Below are 20,182 nucleotides of genomic sequence, written 5' to 3' on the forward strand. Positions count from 1 at the left end.
CTCACACGCCCTCCACCGGACGCCTGCGCCACCGGTGCAGCCGCAGCTTCAGATGCAGCCGCCACGCCGTGTCGTTCTGCCCGACGTGGGCGCGGGGCAGGGCGTGCGGGCCGGTCAGCGGGCCGGGGTCGATGGCGCAGGCGTACCGGTAACCGGCCCTGCGCACGGCCTCGACGGCGCGCGCGTCGACCGTTCCGTACGGGTAGCAGAAACCGTCCACCGGGGCGCCGGTCAGCTCGGCGAGCCGGGCGCGGCTCTCCGTCACCTCGGCGGTGAGCAGGGCGTCGTCGGCGCGGGTGAGGTCGACGTGGGTCAGCCCGTGCGAGCCGATCTCCACGCCCTCCCCGGCGGCGCGCCGGATGCCGTCCGCGGTGAGCAGCGGCTTGCGCGGACCGAGCGGGTCCCAGGCGTTGTCGCCGCCGAGCCGGCCCGGCAGCACGAAGAGGGTGGCGCCGAACCGGAAGCGGCGCAGCAGCGGCAGCGCGCCGGTGAGGAAGTCGGTGTAACCGTCGTCGAAGGTCAGACCGACCAGGTCCCGCCCCTCGCCCCGGGCGCGCGCGTCGAGCAGCTCCGCCACGGACACGCCCCGCAGCCCGCGCCGCCGCAGCCAGGTGAGCTGGTGCTCCAGCCGCTGCGGTGTGACGGTGACGCGGTACGGGTCGTCCGAGCAGTCGCCCACCGAGTGGTACATCGCCACCCAGGGGACGGGCGCCGGGCGGGAGGCCGGCGGGGTCCGGTCGGCGAGCGGGGAATCAACGGGTGCGGCCATGTGTGAGCCTTCGTGTGACGGAGCGGACGGAGCGCCGGGCGGACGCGGCGCCCACGCCCAGGGCGGACAGGGCGATCGGGACGAAGACGGCGGTGACGGCGACGCCGCCGGCCGCGAGTGCCGCCGCCGGCGAGGCGAAGCGGCCCGCCGCGAACACCCCGGCCGTGACGGCCAGGACGGACGCGAGGACCGGCCGGGCGAGGTCGGCGAGCACCCGGCGGACGCCCACCGAGACACCCGGGACGTCCCCGGCACGGCCGGAGCGCAGGCCCGCCAGCAGCAGGGCGGCCGTGACGGTGATGCCGGCCGCGTTGGCGGCGGCGATCCCGGCGACCCCCCAGCGGCCCACCGTCACCGCGCCGATCACGGAGGTGGCGACGATGCCGACGGCCATCACGCCGAGCGGGTACCAGCGGGCGCTGCCCGCCGAGAAGTAGCAGCGGACCAGGGCGCCCACCAGTGTCTGGCCGAGCAGACCGAGCGCGTACACGCGCATCACGTCCGCCGTCGCGGCGGTGTCGGACGCGGTGAACGCACCACGCTGGAAGAGCAGCTCGATCATCTGCGGGGCGCAGGAGACGACCGCGCACATGCCCAGCAGCACCACGCAGGACGCCAGGACCAGGTCCCGCTGCACCCGGGCGCGGGCCCGCGCGGTGTCGCCGTCGGCGAGCGCCCGCGCCACCACCGGGAAGGTGACGGTGCACACCATCAGCGACAGCGTCATCGGGATCTGCGCGACCTTCTGCGCGTAGTTCAGGTGCGAGATGGCACCGGCGGGCAGCGAGGACGCCAGGAAACGCTCGACCAGGACCTGCGACTGGCGGCACAGCGCGAACAGCAGCACGGCCGCGATCAGAGCCAGCCGCACCGGCCGCTCCCCGTCCGCCGCGTCGGTGACGGAGGTGGCGGGCGCGGGGGTGCGGGAGCGCAACTGCCGCCACAGCGACGGAAGCTGGACCGCCACCATCAGGCAGCCGCCCACCGCGACCCCGGCCGCGGCGGCGCGCACCCCCCACTCGTCGCCGAAGGCGAACATCGAGGCGATGATCCCGGTGTTGTACGCGACGTAGATCGCCGCCGGGGCGAGGAACCGGCGGTGCGCCCGCAGCGCGGCGCTGCAGTACCCGGCGAGTCCGAAGGCCAGCAGGCTGAGCGCGGTGAGCCGGGTGCAGTCGACGGCGAGCCCCGGGTCGGGCAGCCCCGGCGCGAGCACCCGCACCAGGTACGGCGCCCCGGCGGCGACCAGCGCGGCCACCGCGGTGAACGCCAGGCACAGCCGCGGCAGGGTGGCCCGCACCAGCTCGCGCACCGGGTCACCGGGGACGCCCCGGGCACGCCGGGCCAGCGCCATGCTGAACGCCGGGATCAGCGCGATCGCCAGCCCGTCCTCGATCAGCAGCGTGGCCGCGATCTCCGGCACGGTCCACGCGACGAGGAACGCGTCCGTGTCGCTCCCCGCGCCGAACAGCCGGGCCAGCGACTGGTCCCGGACCAGGCCGAGCAGCGACCCCGCGATGGACAGCACCGCGGTGACCATTGCGGCCCGGGCCAGGAACCGGCGCGAGGAGCCGGGCTCGCCGGCACCCTCCGGCCCGTCGCCCGGGCGGTCGCCGGAGCGGTCGCCCGGCGGGCGGCCGGACATACCGGCGGTGGTGCGGGCGGCTCCGTCGGCGGTGCGGGCCTTCGCCCGGGGCGGCGCGCCGACGGCCGTCCGGCTGCCGCCCGGGGCCCGTCCGCACTCCGTGCGGGGGCCGGGCGCGGAGCCCGGCTGGGAGGCGCCGCGGGACGGCAGGCCGGCGGACGGTGCGGGGGCGGACGGTGCGGGGGCGGACGACGACGCGCCCGGCTGGACGTCGGTCACGGGCGCCGTGGTCGTCGGCGCGGCGGCCGACGGCGCACCGCCCACCGGTGTGGAGTGCGCCGGGGACGCCGGAGCCGTGCGTGCCGGACCGGCGGCCGTGGGACCGGAGTTCGCGGTGCGGGTCGTGCGGGAGGTCTCGGTGACGGGCGCGGCGGGAGGCACGGCATCGGCGCGGGGCGTACCGGTCGGCTGGGCGGGGAGGGACGTCATCGGGTCACGGCCTCCTCCACCCGGTCCGGCACGGCGTCCCGGCGGACCGCGTCCGCCCGGTCGTCCGGGGCCAGCCCCCACCACGCCGTCAGGCCGAGGGCGACCCCGGTCAGCACGGTCGAGGGGCCGCCGATGTCGCCGTACACGAAGTCGGTGAGCTGCCACAGCAGCAGGCCGCAGGCGATCAGCGCGCAGTCGTACCCGCGCCCGTCGCGGCGCGACCGCAGCAGGCCGCGCCCCGCGCACACCAGCAGCGCCAGCCAGCTTCCGACCAGCGCGCAGAAGCCGATCAGGCCCTGCTCGCTGAGCACCAGCAGATACATGCTGTGCGGGGAGAGCAGCGCCTGCTTGTGGAACGTCTCGCCGGCCCCCTCGATGTCGCTGCCCGACGAGAGCGCCAGCGTGGCGTGCCCGTCGCGGTACTCGGGGAAGTTCTTCAGGCCCACGCCGGTCAGCGGGTGGTCACGCCACATGCCGGTGGCCGACGCCCACAGCGTGTACCGGTCCACCACGGACTGGTCCGGGGCGTCGGCCACCTGCGTGATGCTGTCGATCCGCTCCTGCAGCATCGCCGTACCGACCCCGAAGCCGCCCACGAGGATCACCGCCGCCGCGACCACGGCCGCCCCCACCTTCAGCGCCCGTCGCATACCCGCGAACGCCAGCTGCACCGTGCAGGTCAGCGCGGTCGCGATCCAGGCGCCCCGGCTGAAGGACACCGCCAGCGGCAGCAGCAGCACGACCGCGCACCCGGCGGCCAGGGCCCGCTGCCACCGCGGCGTCCGGCCCAGCGCCAGCCCGGCCGCGCAGACCACGCCGAGTGCCACCGCCGTGGCCATGCCCATCACGTCCTGCGCCCCGAAGGTGCCGACCGCGCGCACGGTCTCACCCTGGTAGGACGCGCCGGTCCCGGTGACGTACTGGTGCACGCCCACCGCCCCCTGCCACAGCGCGAGTCCCACGAACGCCCAGGCCAGCACCCGGAAGTCGGCCCGGCCCCGCAGCAGCACCAGCACGGCCGCCGGGACCAGCACGAAGACCTGCAGATAGCGGGCCATGCCGCCGAGCCCCGCCGCGGGCGAGGCCGCCCCCATGGCGGCGACCGCGAGCCCCACCACCGGAAGTCCCAGCACCACCGCCGCGCGCGGCGACAGCGGGCGCCGCCGTTCGCGCAGCAGACGGATCACGCAGTAGCCGACGACCAGCGCGGACACCACGTCGGCGGGCCCCGCGCCGTCCCCCGTCGGCGGCAGGGCCAGCAGCGCGACCACCGCCACCAGCGGCAGCACCGGCACCAGGCCGGCCGCCCGGCGCGGCGGGGGTACGGGGACGTGGCTCACCTGGCGTCAGCTCCCCGTCGGACGGACCAGCGTGGCCGCCGTGCGCAGCAGGATGCAGACGTCCTGCCACAGCGACCAGTCGTCGATGTAGGCGTTGTCGAAGCGGGCACGGTCCTCGATGGAGGTGTCGCCGCGCAGCCCGTGCACCTGCGCGAGCCCGGTGATCCCGGCCCGCATCCGGTGGCGGGTCGCGTAGCCCGGATACGTCTCGCTGAACTGGGCGACGAAGTACGGGCGTTCCGGCCGCGGGCCGACCAGGCTCATGTCGCCGCGCAGCACGTTCCACAGCTGCAGCAGCTCGTCCAGCGAGGTGCGGCGCAGCATCCGGCAGAACCGGCGCATCTCGTGCTCGTTGGCCACGCTCCACCGGGTCGCCGACTCGTGCTCGTCGACCGGGCGGTGGGTGCGGAACTTCAGCAGCGTGAACGGTTTTCCGTCCCGGCCGATGCGCTCCTGACGGAACACCACCCCGGGCCCGTCGGTGATCCGCAGCGTCACCGCGCACACCAGCAGCAGCGGACTGACCAGCGTCAGCAGCGTCCCCGACACCAGGATGTCGAGCACCCGCTTGCCGGCGCCGCCGCCGCGGACCGGCGCGAGGTCGAGACGCCGGCAGGAGAACCCGGCCAGCCGCTCCCGCGCCGGGTACGGCACGGGCTCCGCGTCCACCTCCCACACCGTGCACCCGGACGCGGCCAACGACCGCATCAGCGCGCCCTGTTCGGACCGCACCGACGGATGGACGGCGACGACAGCGCGCACCCCGTTCTGGATGACCGCCCGTTCGACCTCCTCGTCCGTACGCAGCACCGGGACGCCCCCGTCACCGCCCTCCCCCTGCGCGGCGACGACGCCCACCGGCCGCACCCCGCACCGGGGGTGGCGCAGCACGGCGGAGGCCACGCGCTGCGCGGTCGCCGCCGGACCGATCACGAGTGCCGCCCGCGGGTGCCGCAGCAGCGCCGCGCGCCGCCGCCCGTGCACCAGCGCGCGCAGCCCGCCGCCCGCCGCCACCTGCACGGCCAGCCCCGCGAGCACCGTGCCGGCGGACAGTGCCTCCTCGGGCCGGAGCGCCGCCCACAGGGCGGCCGTCGCCAGCCACGCCACCGCCACGCGCCCGCACACCGCGGGCAGTTCGTCGAGCAGCGCCGGGAGCGCGGGCCGCTCACCGCGCGGACGCAACAGCAGGAGTGAGGACCCGGCCAGCAGGGCCAGGAACAGCGGCGAGGTGCCGGCGCCCGCCCACCCGGCGAGCAGCGCCGCCGCGCCGTCCGCGAACAACAGGGGGACCGGGGACTCGGGGCGGTCCGGGGGCCGCGACGCGGGCAGCCGGGGACCGGTGTCGCCGGCGCGCGGCGGCATGACGGACACGGGCGAGAATCCGTGCTCCCGCGGCGGGACACCGGGGGAGGGCACGGTACGTTCGGCGGTCACGAGTGGATGGACTCCCTGTGCTCTGAGTGCTCGACGCGCTGTGTCGTCCGGTCGGCCTCGGCGTCCCCGGCCGTCAGGAGCGGGCGCGCCGCGGTCACGGGCGGCCGGGTGCCGAGGAGATCGCGGTAGACGTCGGCGACCGCCCTCGCGGTCTGCCGCACGTCGTGGAGGGACAGCACATGGCGGCGGGCCCGGTCGCCGAGGGACGCGCGCAGTGGCGGATCGAGCAGCAGATCGCCGACGGTCCGGGCGAGCGCCTCCGGGTCCTCCGGCGGCACCAGGCACCGGGCCGCGAGGGACGGCGGCAGGCTCTCGCGGGCCCCGTCGACGTCCGTGACCACCACGGGCCGGCCGCAGGCCATCGCCTCCAGCGGGGCCAGCGCCATGCCCTCCCAGCGGGACGGCAGGACGACGAGGTCGGCGGCCTGGTACCAGGGCGACGCGTCCGCCACGGCTCCGGTGAACAGCACCGAGTCCGGGGCGTCGGCGCGCAGCCGGTCGTGGTCCGGCCCGTCGCCGACCAGCACCAGCCGCGCCCCGGGCACCTGCCGCCGTACGGCCTCCCAGGCCCGCAGCAGGACGTCCTGCCCCTTCTGCCGGCACAGCCGGCCGACGCACACGGCGAGCGGGGCGTCCGCGTCCAGACCGGCCAGCGGGGGGAGTCCGGCGCGCACCGGGGTGGCGGCGGCCGGGCGGAAACGCTCGGGGTCGACGCCGTTGGGCACCACGGTCCACCGGCCGGTGATCCCGGCCCGTAGCCCCGTGGCGCGCTCCGCCTCGCTGACGCAGATCACCCGGGAGGCCCAGCGCGCCGCCCACCGCTCCCAGCGCAGGGCGAGCGCGGCCGTGCTGCCGCCCACCGCCTCGAACGACCAGGCGTGCGGCTGGAACACCGTGGGGATGCGCCCGCGCACGGCGAGGCGCCCGGCGAGCCCGGCCTTCGCGCTGTGCGCGTGCACCAGGTCGGGGCGCATCTCGTCGATCAGCCGGGCCAGTTGCCGTACCTCGCCGGCCAGCGAGGGGCCCGGCGACCGGGTCGCGCGCCAGTGCCGCACGTGCGCGCCGAGCGAGTGGAGCTGGGTGGTGAGGGGACTGTCGGGGCAGACGGCGGCGACGTCCATGCCGTCGGCCAGCTGCGCCCGCACCAGGTCGGTCACCACCCGTGCGACGCCTCCGTCCACGGGCTGGGTGAGGTGCAGTACCCGCGGCCGTCGGCCGGGCGGTGTCAGGTCCGTGGGCACGGCTTCCTCACTCACACAGGTGTCGGGGACGCAGGACGGCGCGTTCACGGACGGGCGTCGACGGCGGCGAAGAGGACGCCCGCCCACGCGGCGTCCCGCTGCGAGGTGAGGCGGAGGGCCGCCTGCTCACCGGCGTGCGTCAGGCGCCCGCCGAGGTCGAACACGTCGGAGTCGTAGCCGAGCGTGTTGGCGTACGCGGGCACCCGCGCGGACGGCGCGTTCGCGGGGCTGGAGATGGTGGAGTTCAGCACGTCGTCCACCGGGTTGGCACCGTCGCCGAGCGCGGTGACCGTGTCGCCCGCGGTCAGGACCAGGGAGTCGCCGACGGTGCCGCGGTCGCCGTTGTAGGCCACCATGCCCACCCGGCCGCCGGCGCCCGCCGCGAACGGCAGCCCGCGCAGCGGGAAATGGGCACCGGAGTCGCCGCCCAGCGGGGCGAAGCCGTCCCACACGGACAGGTGCCGCAGCGGCTCCGCCGGGTTCTCGTACGCCACCACCAGCGTCCAGCCGCCCCAGGCTCCGGCCGCCGACCGGCCGCCCGCCACGTTGATCTGCGCGACCGTGTAGAGGCCTGACCCGCTGTCCCGCACCAGCCGCGTCACGTCCGCGGAGGCCTGGAAGGCGTCGGCGCCGGCCGCGACGCGGTGGCCGACCATCGTGTCCGCGAGCAGTTCCTTGTAGCTGCCGCCAGGTTCGGCGACCAGCACCCGCTCGTTGTCCTCGGCGGGTTTCTGCTCACCCACGAGCAGGTTGCCGCCCCAGTACAGACGGGCGTACGTCACCCGGGAACCGGCCGGCAGCCGGACCTCCCCACGGGAGGAGTTGTACGTGTTGGGGTCGTCGTCGACGTCGATGTAGTGCATGTCGAAGTCGCCGTTCACCCCCTGCCCACCGCCCTGCACCGTGCGGCACGAGGACGCCGAGGAGCGGCAGGTGTGGGAGGAGTTGGCCGCGCGCACGATGTTGCCGTGCTGGAGCGCCCGGTACCGCTCGCCGAAGGGGAGCCCCTCCGCCTCCGGAGCCGGCTCGGCGGGCGCGGCGGCGGTGGAGCCGCAGGGCGCCCACAGCGCGGCGAGGGCGAGGACGCCCACCGTCGCATGGCGAAGCAGCTGACCCAGGGTTTGGCGCATGACCGTTCGGAGCCTTTCGGAAAAGGGTGGCGGCGGCAGGCAGCGGGGACGAGTGCGATGCGTCCGCCCATGAAGGTGCGTCGGAGCACCGCAACTCTAGTCACCAAACGGACAAACACGGTGAAATTCGTCAAAGGGTGGCAAGTGTGTTGGAATCGTGAAACCTGGTTTGCCTGACCTGCGGCTTCACACACCGGCTCAGCTGCCGCGACGCGCAGGAGGGTGACGGCGGCCCGAACCGAAAGGCGTACGCCCGGTTGCGGGGCCTCACGGGCGCTTCGACGGTGGGTTCAAGATCCGAAGCCCCGCGAAAGGACTTTTCATGCGCGCTCTGCCGGCCCGGCGCATCGCACTCGGCGCCCTGTGCGCCGCCCTCCTGGCCACCACCGGTCCGGCCGCCTTCGCGGCCGACTCGCACCCGGGACAGGACCCGGCGGTGTCGTCCGCCGCGCTCCTCGCGCGGGTCTCGCACCCCGAGGCGGCCCCGGGCGCCCTCGCCCCGGTCGCCGACCTGATCAAGGCGGTCCTCGCGTCCCCCGACGGCCAGCTCCCCCCGTCCCGCGCCCGCGAACTGGCCGACGCGGCCCGCACGGCGGTGACCCGCGCGGCGGCCGACGACCCGGTGACCGTCACCACGACGGTGACCACCAACACCTCCACGCCCGCCGCCGCACCCGCCACGCCGCTCCTGCCGGGCCTGGTGGCACCGGTCACGGGCGTGCTGCTGCCCACGGCGGAGGAGGACGACGGCACCGCGAACAGCGGACTGGGCGCCGTGCGCGAGGCCCTCGACAGCCTCCTGGACCTGCTGCTCCCCAAGTCCGAGCAGACCGCGCCCAGCAGCACGACGACCACGACGACCGAGAACACGTCGACCGGCACGACGGAGATCACGGTCGGCACGGACGGTACGGACAGCACGGAGTCCACGGGCACCACGGAGACGACGGAGACGACGGAGACGACGGAGGCGGCCTCCGCGGCCGAGACGGCGGCGGCCGCGGCGGCCGACACCGCCCTCGCGTCCACCGACGAGCTGCTCGCCCGGGTGGACGAACTCCTCGACGCGCTGACGGGGACCACCGACCCGCAGACGGTCACGACGCTGCCCGCCCCGGCGGACCCGGCGGACCCCGCGGACCCGGCGGACCCCGCGGACCCGGCGGACCCGGCCGACCCCGCCGATCCCGCTGATCCGGCCGACCCCGCGCAGTCCGCCGCGGCGCCCGGGGTGCTGCCCGCGCTCACGTCGCTCCTGATGCCGAATTCCTGAAAACGCGACGCGGGGTCAGGCGCGCCGTCTGTTCATAGAATTCGTATTTCGTATGAGGACTCGGCAATCTTCGATTTCCCGGTTTCCGCTCCGGCCGGGGATCGTTGAGCACGGCGACAGAACCACTCCGGCGACTTGCGTTGCCGAAGAAAGGAACACGATGAAGTCCCTGAAGGCTGCCGCCGTCCTTGCCGGGTCCCTGATCGCCGCCGGTGTCGCGGCGCCCGCGTACGCGGACTCCACCGACCTGGCGTCCACCGGCCTCGACACGGGCCTGCGCACCGCGGTTCCCTTCGAGCTGATGCCGCTGCAGGAGTCGGACTCGCTCGTCGACACCGACCAGAGCTCGCTGCTCGGCACCACGAAGGAAGCGGCGGCCGTGGTCAACGAGGCCAAGCCGGTGCGCGGCGACGTGGGACTGCACGCCTGACCTCTGCGCCCAGCGACATCAGGCCCCCGGTGATCCACCGGGGGCCTGATGCTTTTCACGTCCCGTCGCCGGCGATCACGTCCCGTGCGCCGGCGACGGCTAGCGCGCGCGAAGGAGCCCCGGAAGGCGAGGCCTCCGGGGCTCCTGGGGCTCCTGGGGTGCTACGACGGACGTCCGTAGACCGCTGTACCGCTACTGCTACTTGTTCACGCAGTAGTTGCCGAAAGCGGGGTTCAGGGCGCCGACAATGTCCACGGTGTTCCCGCACACGTTGACGGGGATGTGGATCGGAGCCTGGATCACATTGCCCGAAGCGACGCCGGGCGAGTGGACGGCCGCACCATCGGCGCCGGAGTGAGCCGAGGCCATTCCGGCGCCGCTGAACACAACGGCGCCCGTGCCGAGAGCCAGGGTGGCCGCCTTCGCGATGCGAGACATCACGTTCTCCTTACTGGTCTGGTAAGCGCGGCACATGAAGAACGGCCGCACTCCCCGCTCAACGCGCCGACACCGGCCCGGGTAACGGTTGATTGTCCGGGATCACTCTTTGGTCCGTGTTGTGAGGTGAAGGGCGATCCGTTCCGCCGGGGTGTCGCCTCCGTTCCGCCGTCTGATGCATCGCCGCCACGACCCTGACCTGCATCTTCACAGGAAATGTACGCATTCGGGCGTTTCGGCTGTCAAAAGGCGCGGGGGTCGCTTACGTTAGCGACTGTCAGTGACCGGTCCGTAGCGGGCTGTGTCCATGTGAGAAACGGAGAAGTAATGCGCAAGTACCAGAAGGCCGCCGTCGTGATGGCCATGCTCGGCAGCGTCAGCTTCCTTGGCGCCGGCGCCAGCTTCGCGGGCGAGGGTCCGGAGTTCGAGCTGAACAACAAGCAGGGCAACGCCTGCACGCAGTCGAACACGGTCCAGGGGCTGATCAACGTCGCTGACGTCAACCTGCCGATCGCCGCCCTCCTGGCCGGCAACGGCATCGAGGACGAGACCAACGTCGGTGTCAGCTGCGCCAACGGCCTCGCGCTGGGTGGCAAGTGATCATCTCTCGATGATCGAACAGGTCCCGAGGCCCGGACGTACGCGTCCGGGCCTCGGGCCTGTCCGGCTTCACGACCATGTCAACCTCTCGGCACACCGGACGTCGGTCCGGGGCCGGGGCGACTGTGGGGAGAAGGAACATGAGCAAGTCGAGGAATGTCGCGTCCGTGCTCGCGGGTGTGCTCGGGGGCCTGGCGCTGCTCGGCGCCGTCGCCGGTCCGGCCTCCGGGGCCGAGGACCCGAACGGCTGCGTGTCCGACGGGCGGGGCGGAGTCAGCTGCGTGCAGATGAGCGAGGAGCGGCTGACCATCGACCGCGACGGCACGGTCCACCACACCGTCAAGGGATCGAAGCCCGCCTGTTCCGCGGGGGCCGGTGAGATCTCCTGTGAGACGTCGGCCGTTACTAAGCCGATCCGATAAATATGTCATTGCGCCGCACGTGCCCTTTCTCAGGGAATTGCGAGAAGCGGCGTTTCTCTCGCTGATTGGCATAAAAAGTCGCCTAATGTTGGCGACTGTAAGCGACCGGTTCATTCGTGAACCGAGTCAGCACGAGAAATGGAGAGGTAATGCGCAAGTACCAGAAGGCCGCCGTCGTGATGGCCATGCTCGGCAGCGTCAGCTTCCTTGGCGCGGGCGTCAGCCACGCCGGCGACGAGCCGAGCGCTGAACTCAACAACAAGCAGACCAACGCCTGCTCGCAGTCGAACACCACCCAGGGTCTCATCAACATCTCCGACGTGAACCTGGCGCTGTCGATCCTCGGCTTCAACAGCGTCGAGGACAAGCAGACCGAGGCGGTGTCCTGCACCAACGGGCTCGCGCTGGGCGCCGAGGACTGAGTACCACCTGGTGACCGGGCAGGTCTGGGTGCCGGACACACGTGTCCGCCCCAGACCTGCCCTGTTCGGAGGCGGTGAACGGCTCCGACGTAATGCATGGCCCCGCTTTCCGCGGGGCCGACCATGAGGATTAAGGGTAAATGATCACCGTGAAGAAGATTGTGGCCGTGGCCGCCGGAATTCTCGGAAGCTTCGCTCTGATCGGCGCCGGCGCCGTGCAGGCCGTGAGTGTCGAGAACACCGCCATGTGCGCCGACGACGGCAAGGGCAACGTGCGCTGCACGCAGGAGGAGTACCGGGTCACCCACGACCAGTACGGCAACGTCCGCGTCGTCAACGAGACGACGCAGAGCTGCACCGGGTCGAACGGCTCGATGTCCTGCGTGTCGAGCCTGACCGTTCCCGGCGAGAAGTCCTGAAGCCTTCACGCGGCCACGAGGAAGGGCCGGGATCCGAACTTCGGATCCCGGCCCTTCCTCGTGGCCGCGTCAGGTCCTCGTGGCCGCGTCAGGTCCTCGTCGCGTCGTCAGGTCCGCGCGGCGGCGGAAGCGGCGCACGGCGACTCCAGCGGGCCGCAGTACGGCAGGTCGTCGATCGGGCGGTCGGTGCAGAAGCGGGCGATCAGGTCCGCGGACTCCTCCCGGCGCTCGACCGTGACCAGGTGGTCCGCCTCCTTGACGGTGGTGAACACCGCCCCCGGCATCGTCGCGGCGAGCTCCCGCCCCATCTCCGGGGTGCACAGGGTGTCGTACTCCCCGGTGAAGACCAGCGTCGGCACCCGCGGCACCGGCAGCGGCTCGTAGCACCCGTGCGTCAGCAGGCGGGTGTTGTGCTCCACGGCCTTCCTGATGTCGTCCGGCGTCTGGTTCACGAACTGCTGCTGCAGCAGCCGCGCCACGGCCGCGTGCCGACGGACCTTCCCCGCCTCCGGGTTCGACATGAACAGCCGCACCAGCCCGTCCGCCGCCTCCTCGATCGCGCCGCGCTCCAGCGCCCGCCGTAGCCGCGGCACGGCCTCCTCGTACAGCTGGGGAAGGCGGTTCGCCGCGCCTCCGAAGAGGATGCGCCGGACATGCGCGGGGTGGCGCTGGGCGAAGCGCAGTCCGACGACCTCGCCGAAGCAACCGCCGAAGAGGTTCACCTGCCCCATGTCCAGCTCCACGAGCATGTGCCGGACCGCGTCGGCGAGGAAGTCGATGCCGTACCCGGCCGGCAGGAAGTCCGAGCTGCCGTAGCCGGGGAGGTCCACGGTGACGAGCGTGCACAGCGGTGAGAGCCACCTTTCGTGGCCCTGCCAGGAGTACCGGTTCTGTGAGGACCCGCCCAGAAGCAGCAGCGGCACGGTCGCGGGCGCGTTCTGACGGACGATCCGGCAGGTGTACCGGAACCCGGCGAAGACGAGGTCGCGCTCCTCCGCCGGCTCGGGCGCTCGGGGGACGGGCCGGGATCCCTCCGCGCGGGGTGGGGCCTGGGCGGCGATGACGGCAGTGCGCATGAGCGACTCCGGGAAAGGCGGAACGATGGCGAACCGTTCCATCATTACCAGGAAACGCACCATTCGGACGTAATCACTCAATTATGGGCGATCCCGGAAAAATGCCCTGCTCGGTAAGGGTGCCCATGCGTGCCGGTACGTCGAAATGCGCCCTGCTGGAGGAGCGCACACGCCATTGAGCGCCCCGGCGAACGTGGTCGTCCGGGGCGCTCGCGGCTGTACGCGCGGCGGCGTCGCCTACCGGACGGCCACGTAGTCACCGGCCGACGCCCTCGCGCCGGAGGTGGAGTTGCCGTAGTACACCCAGCGCCAGGTTCCGGAGCGGGTGGCCTTGAACGTGGTCCGGAGCGTTCCGGTCCTGCTCGACGTCACCTTCCGCACCGTGGTGAACGCCTTGGCGCCCGCGGCCTTGAACTGCAGGCTCACGGTGCGGCCCGCGTACCCCTGGTACGTGTGCGTGTCCCAGTTCGCCCGCGTGACCCTGCCGGTCACGGTGAGGGTGCTGCCCTTCCTGACCGGCTCGGGGGAGGCGTTGACGGTGACGAGTGTGGCCCGCTTGACCTGCACCGGGAGCTTCACGTCATCGATGTCGTACGCGTCACCGGCGAGCCAGACCCGGCCGGCGGTCTTCCAGGTGCCCGCGTCCTCGTTGCCGAAGTCGAGGTGGCGCGGGTCGATGTACAGCCACTCCTCGAAGTCGCAGATACCCTGCGCCCGGTTCACCACCTTGCAGTTGCTGCTGTCGATCGCGTGCCACAGGCGGTCGCCCGACTCCAGCCCGCCGCGGTAGGGGAACACGACCACCCCCGGGTCGTACCTGAGCTTGGTCGTCATCCGGTAGGTCGCGTGCACCACGACCTGCTGCTTGGTCCCGATCACGATCGGCTTCCCGCCGTTCACCGTGACCCGGCTGAAGGAGACCCCGCCCTCCGCCGCCCCGGCCGGCACCGCGGACACCGCCGTGAACGCGAGAGCGGCCCCACCGGCCACCAACGCGCTCCCTGTCGTCCTTCTCATCCCCTGTAGCCCCTCCCCTTCACGCCTGACGGGCGCGCCCGCTGTCTTCAGCGGCTGACTCTGGGACAGGGGAGGCGAGTTGGAGGTTGCGGGCAGGACGGCAACGATTTGATCACCGCGGTGCGGCGGGGCCCGGCGGCGGTGCGGGTCACCTCCTCGCCGCGTAAGGTGGCGATCTTCGGCCGGCGGAAGCCGTACGGAGTCCCTGGAAGTCGGGTGCAGCATGCATCTCGCGGACCATCCCGCACGCCGCCTCGGCGCCGCCCTGGACAATCTCTCCAGCACCTTCCGCGGCATGACGGCACACCCGGACGAGTACAACTGCGATTGCCACTGGGGAAGTGCGGAGGAGCTGGCCCTCCTGAAGACGCCGGACGTGGAACTGGAGCCGGACCTCCTGAACCGGGCCTGGCAGGCCATCGACTGGTCCGATCACGCGGCCGTACTGCGCCGTGTCCTGCCGCAGTTCGCCAGGGCCCTGGCCGCCGGTCAGGCGGATCCCCTCTTCGGACTGGAAGAGGCCGGAGCCTCCCTCGCCCGCGGGCGCTGGCAGCAGTGGCCCGACGAGCACGCCGGTCCGGTACGCGAGTTCCTGCATGCCTGGTGGGCGCAGAGCCTCACCGATCCGGACGCCGCCGTCCCGGCGCACGAGGTCCTCGCCGCGTGTGCCGAGGCCTCCGGATCGTTCGGCCCCTGGCTCGCCGACTGGGAGGCACAGGCCGGCAGCCTCAGCGACCGGCGTCTCACGGAGACGGCCGCCGAATGGGAGTACGAGCTCCTGGGCGACAACATGCCGTGGGACGTCCACTGGTACGAGCTCGACGAGGAGAAGATGCGCGCCGAACTGGTCACCTGGCTCCTCGAGCACGCCACGGTACGGCTGCGCGAGTCGGGTGCACCGGCCGACCTCCAGCACCGGATACGGCTGCTCGGACTCACCGGCGAGGCCCGCTGGACGGATCCGCACTGGCCCGGCCACCGCTACTGACGGCCGGCGGGTGCACGTCGGACGTGGGGGCCGCTGCCGTCCGGGCCGTCCGAGACCCCGGTCGCGAAGGCTCCGGACGTCAGCAAAAAGCCCTCCCGGACGGGAGGGCGGAGACTTGCGCCCCCGGCAGGACTCGAACCTGCGGCCAAGCGCTTAGAAGGCGCCTGCTCTATCCACTGAGCTACGGGGGCCGGTGTGGTGGCCTGTCGTCGTGGTGCCCTGGTGGGGCCTGTCCTTGACGTTGCCGGAGACAAGGATAGGGCTCCCGCATCCTTGTCCCTGTCGCCTCGCCTCCGTGGCTCGATGTGGAGGTTCGGTGAAGCGGTCCTGATAATCGCAGGCAGGTACGAATCGTGCACTGCTTTTGGCCTCTGGAGCATCGGGTGTTGTGCACTCGTTATGCCTCGGCTGTGCCCGCGTCTCAGTCGCCCCTTCCATCCGCTTGTGTCCTGTCGGCACGCAGACATGCTCATATGCTTCAGAATTCCCCTAAAATTGGGCATTCTTCGCATGTGGTGACCTTGGACGTACGGCCTCAGCTGCTCGACGCACTTTCCGCCCTGCGCGACCGTGTCGCCGCCGCACGCTTTCCGCTGCCCCTGGCGGGCGCCGCCCGCGCGCGTGCCAACCGCGACGAACTGCTCGCCCAGCTCGACGACTACCTGGTGCCGCGGCTCAAAGACCCAGGCGCGCCCCTGCTGGCCGTCGTCGGCGGGTCCACCGGAGCCGGTAAGTCCACCCTGGTGAACTCACTCGTGGGCCGGCGTGTCAGCGAGGCGGGCGTGCTGCGGCCGACGACACGCACGCCGGTGCTCGTCTGCCATCCGGAGGACCACCACTGGTTCAGCGGGATGAGAGTGCTGCCCGACCTCACCCGCGTATGGGTGCCCCACCACCAGGACCCGGCCGACGACCTGCTGCTGCCCGGCGAGGACCCCGCGCGCGTCCTGCGGGTCGAGGCAGCCGACACCCTGCCCCCCGGCCTCGCCCTCCTCGACGCGCCCGACATCGATTCCCTGGTCTCCGACAACCGGGTCCTCGCCGCCGAACTCATCAACGCGGCCGACATCTGGATCATGGTCACCACCGCCGCCCGCTACGCCGACGCCGTCCCCTGGCACATGCTGCGCACCGCCAAGGAGTACGACGTCAGCCTGGTGACCGTGCTGGACCGGGTGCCGCACCAAGTGGTCTCCGAGGTGTCACGGCAGTACGGCGCCCTGCTCACCAAGGCCGGTCTCGGCGACGTCCCCCGTTTCACCGTGCCCGAGCTGCCCGAGTCCGCGTTCGGCGGCGGACTGCTGCCCGCCACCGCCGTGGCCGCGCTGCGCACCTGGCTCGTCCACCAGACGCTGGACCCGGCCGCCCGGCAGCACGTCATGGCCCGCACCGCCTACGGCGTCCTCGACTCCCTCAACTCCCGCCTGCCCGAGCTGGCCGGTGCCGCCGCCGCCCAGTACGCGGCCGCGCTGCGGCTCACCTCCGCCGTGGAGACCGCGTACGACAGCGAGCACTCGCGGGTGCGGGGCCGGCTGCAGGCGGGGGCGGTGCTCGCCGGGGACGCGCTCAAGCGGTGGCGCGCCTTCCCCCTCGACTGCACCCCGGGCGAGCTCCTCGACACGCTCGTGGAGAGCCTCAGCGCGCTCCTGCTGTGCGCCGTCGCCGCCGCCGACGAACGCGTCGACGAGGCCTGGCGGCGCGAGCCCGCCGCCGACGCCCCCGAGCTCGCCGCCCGCCAGGGCTCCCCGGAGAGCGTCGAACACCGCATCGGCCTCGCCGTACGGCGCTGGCGGCGCGAGCTGGAGGAGTTCGCCGAGGAGGAGGTGCGCGAGCTGGAGCGCGGTACCGCGCCCGACCCCGAGACGGTCACCGCCCTCGTCGCCACCGTCCTGCTGGGCGGCCGACGGGCCAGAACCGCCGGGGAAGGGCTCGCCGAGCGGATCGGCGCCCACGGCGCGCTGCGGCTGCGGGACCGCGGCGGACGGCTGCTCGTCGCCCACGTCGACCGGATCATGCACGCCGAACGCGAACGCCGCCTCGCCCCGATCGACACGCTCGAGGTGCACGCGGAACCCCAGCCCGAACTCATCGCCGCGTTGTCGGTACTGCAGAAGGAGAGGTGACCGGTGACCGCCGTCACTGACCAGGACCACACCGAGCACCCCGATCGTGACACCGAGGACCGGTCCCGCGAGGACACGGCCGGCGCCTGGGACGACGGGCTGATCGCGCGCCGGGTGAACGGCACCGCGGCGGACCCCGCGCGGGAGGAGCCGCAGGTGGTGGCCGAACCCCGCGCCTCCACGCCGCAGAAGGTGATCCCCCTGTCGTACGACCCGCGGCTGGCGTCGCGGCTGGACGCGATGCGCGAGCTGGTCGGGCTCTCCCGCACCCGGCTCGACAACCGGACCCTCGCCCAGGCCGGGCGGGTGCTCGACGAGGCCGCCGCACGACGCCGGCTCTCCGGGCGGCACACCGTCGTCGCCATCGCGGGTGCCACCGGCAGCGGCAAGTCCCAGCTGTTCAACGCGCTCGCCGGCGTGCCGATCTCCGAGACGGGCGTGCGGCGGCCGACCACCGCCGCCCCCATCGCGTGCAGCTGGAGCGACGGCGCCGCGGGCCTCATCGAACGCCTCGGCATCCCGCCCCGGCTGCGCCGCCGCCCCCTCCAGGCCGCGACGGAGGCCGACGAGCGGCTGCGCGGGCTGGTCCTGGTCGACCTGCCCGACCACGACTCCGCGGCGGTGCAGCACCGCGAGCAGGTGGACCGCGTGCTGGGGCTGGTCGACGCGGTGATCTGGGTCGTCGACCCGGAGAAGTACGCCGACGCCATGCTCCACGAGCGCTACCTGCGGCCCATGGCGGCCCACGCGGAGGTCATGTTCGTCGTCCTCAACCAGGTCGACCGGCTGCCCGGCGACGCCGCCGAACAGGTCCTGGACGACCTGCGGCGGCTTCTCGACGAGGACGGCATCGTGCTCGGCGAGTACGGCGAACCCGGTACGGCCGTGCTCGCCCTGTCGGCGCTCACCGGGGACGGGGTGGGCGACCTGCGGGAGTCGCTCGCCCGGTTCGTGGCCGAGCGCGGGGCGCCCGCCCGCCGGATCTCCGCGGACGTCGACATCACCGCCGCCCGCCTGTGGCCCGCCTACGCCACCCGCCGGCGCACCGGGCTGAGCGAGGAGGCGCGGGAGGAGTTCTCGGACCGGCTCGCGGACGCCGTGGGCGCCACCGCGGCGGGGGAGGCGGCCGAACGCGCCTGGCTGCGCAACGCCAACCGGGCCTGCGGGACGCCCTGGCTGCGGCTGTGGCGCTGGTGCCAGGCGCGGCGTGAGCCGACCACCGGCAGGGTCACCCTGGGCGGGCAGCCCGACGAGGAGGTCACCGCCCGGCAGCGGGTGGAGCAGGCGGTCCGCACGGTCGCCGACCGGGCCTCGGCCGGGCTGCCGGCGCCATGGGCGCAGGCGGTGCGGGAGGCGGCGGTGCGCGGCTCGCAGGGGCTGCCGGAGGCGCTCGACGAGCTGGCCGTACGGGCGGGACTGCCGCCGGGGCGGCCGCCGCGGCCGGGGTGGTGGCCGGTGGCCGTGCTGGCCCAGGCGGCCATGACGATCCTGCAGTTCGTGGGCGGGCTGTGGCTGGTCGGGCAGATCGTCGGGGTCATGACGCCGAACCTGGGCGTGCCGGTACTGCTGATGGTGATCGGCATCGTGGGCGGGCCGCTCGTCGAATGGAGCTGCCGCATGGCGGCCCGGGGCCCGGCGCGGCGGTACGGGCTGGAGGCGGAGAGACGGCTGCGGGAGGCCGCGTCGGGGTGCGGGCGGGCCCGCGTCCTGGACCCGGTGGCGTCGGAACTGCTGCGGTACCGGGAAGTGCGGGAGCAGTACGGGCGTGTGGCGGGGGTGGGGATGGGGAGCGGGGGGCGCTGAGGGGGGCGGCGCGGGTGGTGGACCGGTCCTCTCTGTTGCGGGTTCGGCGGAGGGGGCCGTTTCTTGATTGGCCGGCGAGGGCGAGGGCGAGGGCGGGGGTGGGGGTGGAGCGAGGGAGGCGGAGGCGGGGGGAGTCCTTCGGGCCGTGGCGGAGGGCGCGGCCACCCGTCCGGGGCGGGGGTGTCCGTGTCCCGGGCCTTGAGGTGGAAGGCGGCCACTCGTGCGGGTGGCGGAGTTGTCCACAGGCCGGTGATGGTCCACAGCGGTCTGCGGGTCCGGCCCGGCGGAGGCAGTCTGGCTGCGCGGTGACCGCGATCGCGACCGTGATCACGACCCGATCGCACAGGCGGTCCGCGGTCACCGCGCCAGACGGCAGCCGTACGGGAAGGGCCCGTACGCGTGTCCGCCCGGCGCCGGGGCGACAGCCGGCGGGGGCCGGGCGAGGGAGGGAAGCGCGATGAACGAGACGATGGTGTGCGTGGTGGGCAACGTGGCGACGCCGCCGGTGTACCGGGAGACGGCGTCCGGTCCGGGAGCGAGGTTCCGGGTCGCGGTGACCGCGCGGTACTGGGACCGCGAGAAATCGGCCTGGGCGGACGGACACACCAACTTCTTCACGGTCTGGGCCAACCGCCAGCTCGCCACCAACGCCGCGGCGTCCCTGTCGGTGGGGGAACCGGTGATCGTGCAGGGCCGGCTGAAGGTGCGCACGGAGACGCGGGACGGGCAGCCCGGCTGGATGTCGGCGGACATCGACGCGGTGTCGATCGGCCACGACCTCACCCGCGGCACCACCGCCTTCCGCCGCACACCCCGCCCCGAGCTGAATCCGGCGCCGCACCGCTCGGAACCCAACTGGGAGACGGAGGCGGCACCGTCGCCGCCGGCGGAGGAGCAGGCAACACAACTCACCGCCGGAGTCGGCATCGTGACGTGACATCAGGAGCCGCCGGGCTGCGGCCCCGCGGCTGACCGAAGCGAGGCTTATCGGCAGATGCGCGCCGAAAGTCCCCGGTGGATTTGTCGATAAGCCCTGTTCAGCGGCGCCCCGGCGATAACGATTCCGATTCGGATCACCGCTCCGACGCGATCACCGGCAAGCGCTGTCCACCCGCTCCTTAGGATGCCGGGCATGGCTCCGGGGGTTCTTGGGGCCGGAGATTCTGCTGGTGGGACCGCCCCC

The 20,182-nt window shown here is 73.3% G+C and carries 19 protein-coding genes and 1 tRNA gene; 10 read left to right on the top strand and 10 right to left on the bottom strand.

Annotation, left to right across the window (positions count from 1 at the left end; all coding sequences use genetic code 11):
- Nucleotide 1: 1 nt before the first annotated feature.
- The 6 genes from B100_RS0126570 to B100_RS0126595 all read right to left on the bottom strand — a co-directional run bounded on the left by B100_RS0126570 (nt 2) and on the right by B100_RS0126595 (nt 7,988).
- Nucleotides 2-769 carry a polysaccharide deacetylase family protein gene (locus B100_RS0126570; RefSeq protein WP_024887440.1) on the bottom strand — a complete coding sequence of 256 codons (768 nt, stop codon included), beginning with the start codon at nt 767-769 and terminating at the stop codon, nt 2-4.
- Nucleotides 753-2,414, bottom strand: coding sequence for a lipid II flippase MurJ (murJ, locus tag B100_RS34295; RefSeq protein WP_078541202.1), 1,662 nt, complete (start codon nt 2,412-2,414; stop codon nt 753-755). The genes B100_RS0126570 and murJ overlap by 17 nt, the downstream gene beginning before the upstream one ends.
- Nucleotides 2,415-2,839: 425 nt before the next feature.
- Complete coding sequence (locus B100_RS0126580; protein WP_024887442.1) at nt 2,840-4,183, bottom strand: O-antigen ligase family protein; 1,344 nt, start codon at nt 4,181-4,183, stop codon at nt 2,840-2,842.
- 6 nt (nt 4,184-4,189) lie between these two features.
- Entirely contained in the window at nt 4,190-5,617 is a 1,428-nt protein-coding gene (locus B100_RS0126585; RefSeq protein WP_024887443.1) for an exopolysaccharide biosynthesis polyprenyl glycosylphosphotransferase, read from the bottom strand.
- The gene (locus B100_RS0126590) at nt 5,614-6,858 is read right to left on the bottom strand and encodes a glycosyltransferase family 4 protein (RefSeq protein ID WP_024887444.1); all 1,245 of its coding nucleotides are present in this window, start codon (nt 6,856-6,858) and stop codon (nt 5,614-5,616) included. The genes B100_RS0126585 and B100_RS0126590 overlap by 4 nt, the downstream gene beginning before the upstream one ends.
- Nucleotides 6,859-6,902: 44 nt before the next feature.
- Nucleotides 6,903-7,988 (bottom strand): hypothetical protein, encoded by a 1,086-nt coding sequence (locus tag B100_RS0126595; RefSeq protein ID WP_024887445.1) that lies wholly within the window; start codon nt 7,986-7,988, stop codon nt 6,903-6,905.
- A gap of 322 nt (nt 7,989-8,310) precedes the next feature.
- On the opposite strand from B100_RS0126595, the gene B100_RS34930 reads away from it, so the two are divergent.
- Nucleotides 8,311-9,261, top strand: a complete 951-nt coding sequence (locus B100_RS34930) for a hypothetical protein (RefSeq protein WP_024887446.1) — start codon at nt 8,311-8,313, stop codon at nt 9,259-9,261.
- Nucleotides 9,262-9,421: 160 nt separating this feature from the next.
- Nucleotides 9,422-9,691 carry a hypothetical protein gene (locus tag B100_RS0126605; protein ID WP_024887447.1) on the top strand — a complete coding sequence of 90 codons (270 nt, stop codon included), beginning with the start codon at nt 9,422-9,424 and terminating at the stop codon, nt 9,689-9,691.
- A gap of 198 nt (nt 9,692-9,889) precedes the next feature.
- Here the strand turns inward: B100_RS0126605 and B100_RS0126610 are convergent, their stop codons facing one another.
- A complete protein-coding gene (locus B100_RS0126610) occupies nt 9,890-10,129 on the bottom strand; it encodes a chaplin (protein ID WP_024887448.1) in 240 nt (79 codons plus the stop codon).
- Nucleotides 10,130-10,456: 327 nt separating this feature from the next.
- Between B100_RS0126610 and B100_RS0126615 the strand changes: the two genes are divergently transcribed.
- From B100_RS0126615 to B100_RS0126630, 4 genes are all read left to right on the top strand, one after another.
- Nucleotides 10,457-10,729, top strand: coding sequence for a hypothetical protein (locus tag B100_RS0126615; RefSeq protein ID WP_024887449.1), 273 nt, complete (start codon nt 10,457-10,459; stop codon nt 10,727-10,729).
- A gap of 140 nt (nt 10,730-10,869) precedes the next feature.
- Nucleotides 10,870-11,151 carry a hypothetical protein gene (locus B100_RS0126620; protein WP_024887450.1) on the top strand — a complete coding sequence of 94 codons (282 nt, stop codon included), beginning with the start codon at nt 10,870-10,872 and terminating at the stop codon, nt 11,149-11,151.
- 149 nt (nt 11,152-11,300) lie between these two features.
- Nucleotides 11,301-11,573 carry a hypothetical protein gene (locus B100_RS0126625; protein WP_024887451.1) on the top strand — a complete coding sequence of 91 codons (273 nt, stop codon included), beginning with the start codon at nt 11,301-11,303 and terminating at the stop codon, nt 11,571-11,573.
- A gap of 140 nt (nt 11,574-11,713) precedes the next feature.
- Nucleotides 11,714-11,992, top strand: coding sequence for a hypothetical protein (locus B100_RS0126630; protein WP_024887452.1), 279 nt, complete (start codon nt 11,714-11,716; stop codon nt 11,990-11,992).
- Between the two features lie 107 nt (nt 11,993-12,099).
- On the opposite strand, the gene B100_RS0126635 is transcribed toward B100_RS0126630, so the two are convergent.
- Nucleotides 12,100-13,068, bottom strand: coding sequence for an alpha/beta fold hydrolase (locus B100_RS0126635; RefSeq protein WP_486585705.1), 969 nt, complete (start codon nt 13,066-13,068; stop codon nt 12,100-12,102).
- Between the two features lie 237 nt (nt 13,069-13,305).
- Nucleotides 13,306-14,085, bottom strand: a complete 780-nt coding sequence (locus tag B100_RS0126640; protein ID WP_024887454.1) for a hypothetical protein — start codon at nt 14,083-14,085, stop codon at nt 13,306-13,308.
- A gap of 223 nt (nt 14,086-14,308) precedes the next feature.
- On the opposite strand from B100_RS0126640, the gene B100_RS0126645 reads away from it, so the two are divergent.
- Entirely contained in the window at nt 14,309-15,073 is a 765-nt protein-coding gene (locus B100_RS0126645; protein WP_024887455.1) for a hypothetical protein, read from the top strand.
- Between the two features lie 118 nt (nt 15,074-15,191).
- Here B100_RS0126645 and B100_RS0126650 read toward each other — a convergent pair.
- Nucleotides 15,192-15,264: transfer RNA gene (locus B100_RS0126650), tRNA-Arg, on the bottom strand.
- 321 nt (nt 15,265-15,585) lie between these two features.
- On the opposite strand from B100_RS0126650, the gene B100_RS0126655 reads away from it, so the two are divergent.
- The 3 genes from B100_RS0126655 (at nt 15,586) to B100_RS0126665 (ending at nt 19,936) form a co-directional block, all read left to right on the top strand.
- Nucleotides 15,586-17,196, top strand: coding sequence for a dynamin family protein (locus tag B100_RS0126655; RefSeq protein ID WP_024887456.1), 1,611 nt, complete (start codon nt 15,586-15,588; stop codon nt 17,194-17,196).
- A gap of 3 nt (nt 17,197-17,199) precedes the next feature.
- Nucleotides 17,200-18,999: a YfjP family GTPase gene (locus tag B100_RS0126660; RefSeq protein WP_024887457.1), complete on the top strand. Its 1,800-nt coding sequence runs from the start codon at nt 17,200-17,202 to the stop codon at nt 18,997-18,999.
- 457 nt (nt 19,000-19,456) lie between these two features.
- Nucleotides 19,457-19,936, top strand: a complete 480-nt coding sequence (locus B100_RS0126665) for a single-stranded DNA-binding protein (RefSeq protein WP_024887458.1) — start codon at nt 19,457-19,459, stop codon at nt 19,934-19,936.
- Nucleotides 19,937-20,182 lie beyond the last annotated feature (246 nt).

This window comes from Streptomyces sp. CNH189 (genome assembly GCF_000527195.1).

Excerpts from the sequence above, each read along its gene's own strand:
- B100_RS0126570 (WP_024887440.1), bottom strand. The coding sequence starts at position 769 with ATGGCCGCACCCGTTGATTCCCCGCTCGCCGACCGGACCCCGCCGGCC.
- murJ (WP_078541202.1), bottom strand. The coding sequence starts at position 2,414 with ATGTCCGGCCGCCCGCCGGGCGACCGCTCCGGCGACCGCCCGGGCGAC.
- B100_RS0126595 (WP_024887445.1), bottom strand. The coding sequence starts at position 7,988 with ATGCGCCAAACCCTGGGTCAGCTGCTTCGCCATGCGACGGTGGGCGTC.
- B100_RS34930 (WP_024887446.1), top strand. The coding sequence starts at position 8,311 with ATGCGCGCTCTGCCGGCCCGGCGCATCGCACTCGGCGCCCTGTGCGCC.
- B100_RS0126605 (WP_024887447.1), top strand. The coding sequence starts at position 9,422 with ATGAAGTCCCTGAAGGCTGCCGCCGTCCTTGCCGGGTCCCTGATCGCC.
- B100_RS0126610 (WP_024887448.1), bottom strand. The coding sequence starts at position 10,129 with ATGTCTCGCATCGCGAAGGCGGCCACCCTGGCTCTCGGCACGGGCGCC.
- B100_RS0126615 (WP_024887449.1), top strand. The coding sequence starts at position 10,457 with ATGCGCAAGTACCAGAAGGCCGCCGTCGTGATGGCCATGCTCGGCAGC.
- B100_RS0126620 (WP_024887450.1), top strand. The coding sequence starts at position 10,870 with ATGAGCAAGTCGAGGAATGTCGCGTCCGTGCTCGCGGGTGTGCTCGGG.
- B100_RS0126625 (WP_024887451.1), top strand. The coding sequence starts at position 11,301 with ATGCGCAAGTACCAGAAGGCCGCCGTCGTGATGGCCATGCTCGGCAGC.
- B100_RS0126630 (WP_024887452.1), top strand. The coding sequence starts at position 11,714 with ATGATCACCGTGAAGAAGATTGTGGCCGTGGCCGCCGGAATTCTCGGA.
- B100_RS0126635 (WP_486585705.1), bottom strand. The coding sequence starts at position 13,068 with ATGCGCACTGCCGTCATCGCCGCCCAGGCCCCACCCCGCGCGGAGGGA.
- B100_RS0126640 (WP_024887454.1), bottom strand. The coding sequence starts at position 14,085 with ATGAGAAGGACGACAGGGAGCGCGTTGGTGGCCGGTGGGGCCGCTCTC.
- B100_RS0126645 (WP_024887455.1), top strand. The coding sequence starts at position 14,309 with ATGCATCTCGCGGACCATCCCGCACGCCGCCTCGGCGCCGCCCTGGAC.
- B100_RS0126665 (WP_024887458.1), top strand. The coding sequence starts at position 19,457 with ATGAACGAGACGATGGTGTGCGTGGTGGGCAACGTGGCGACGCCGCCG.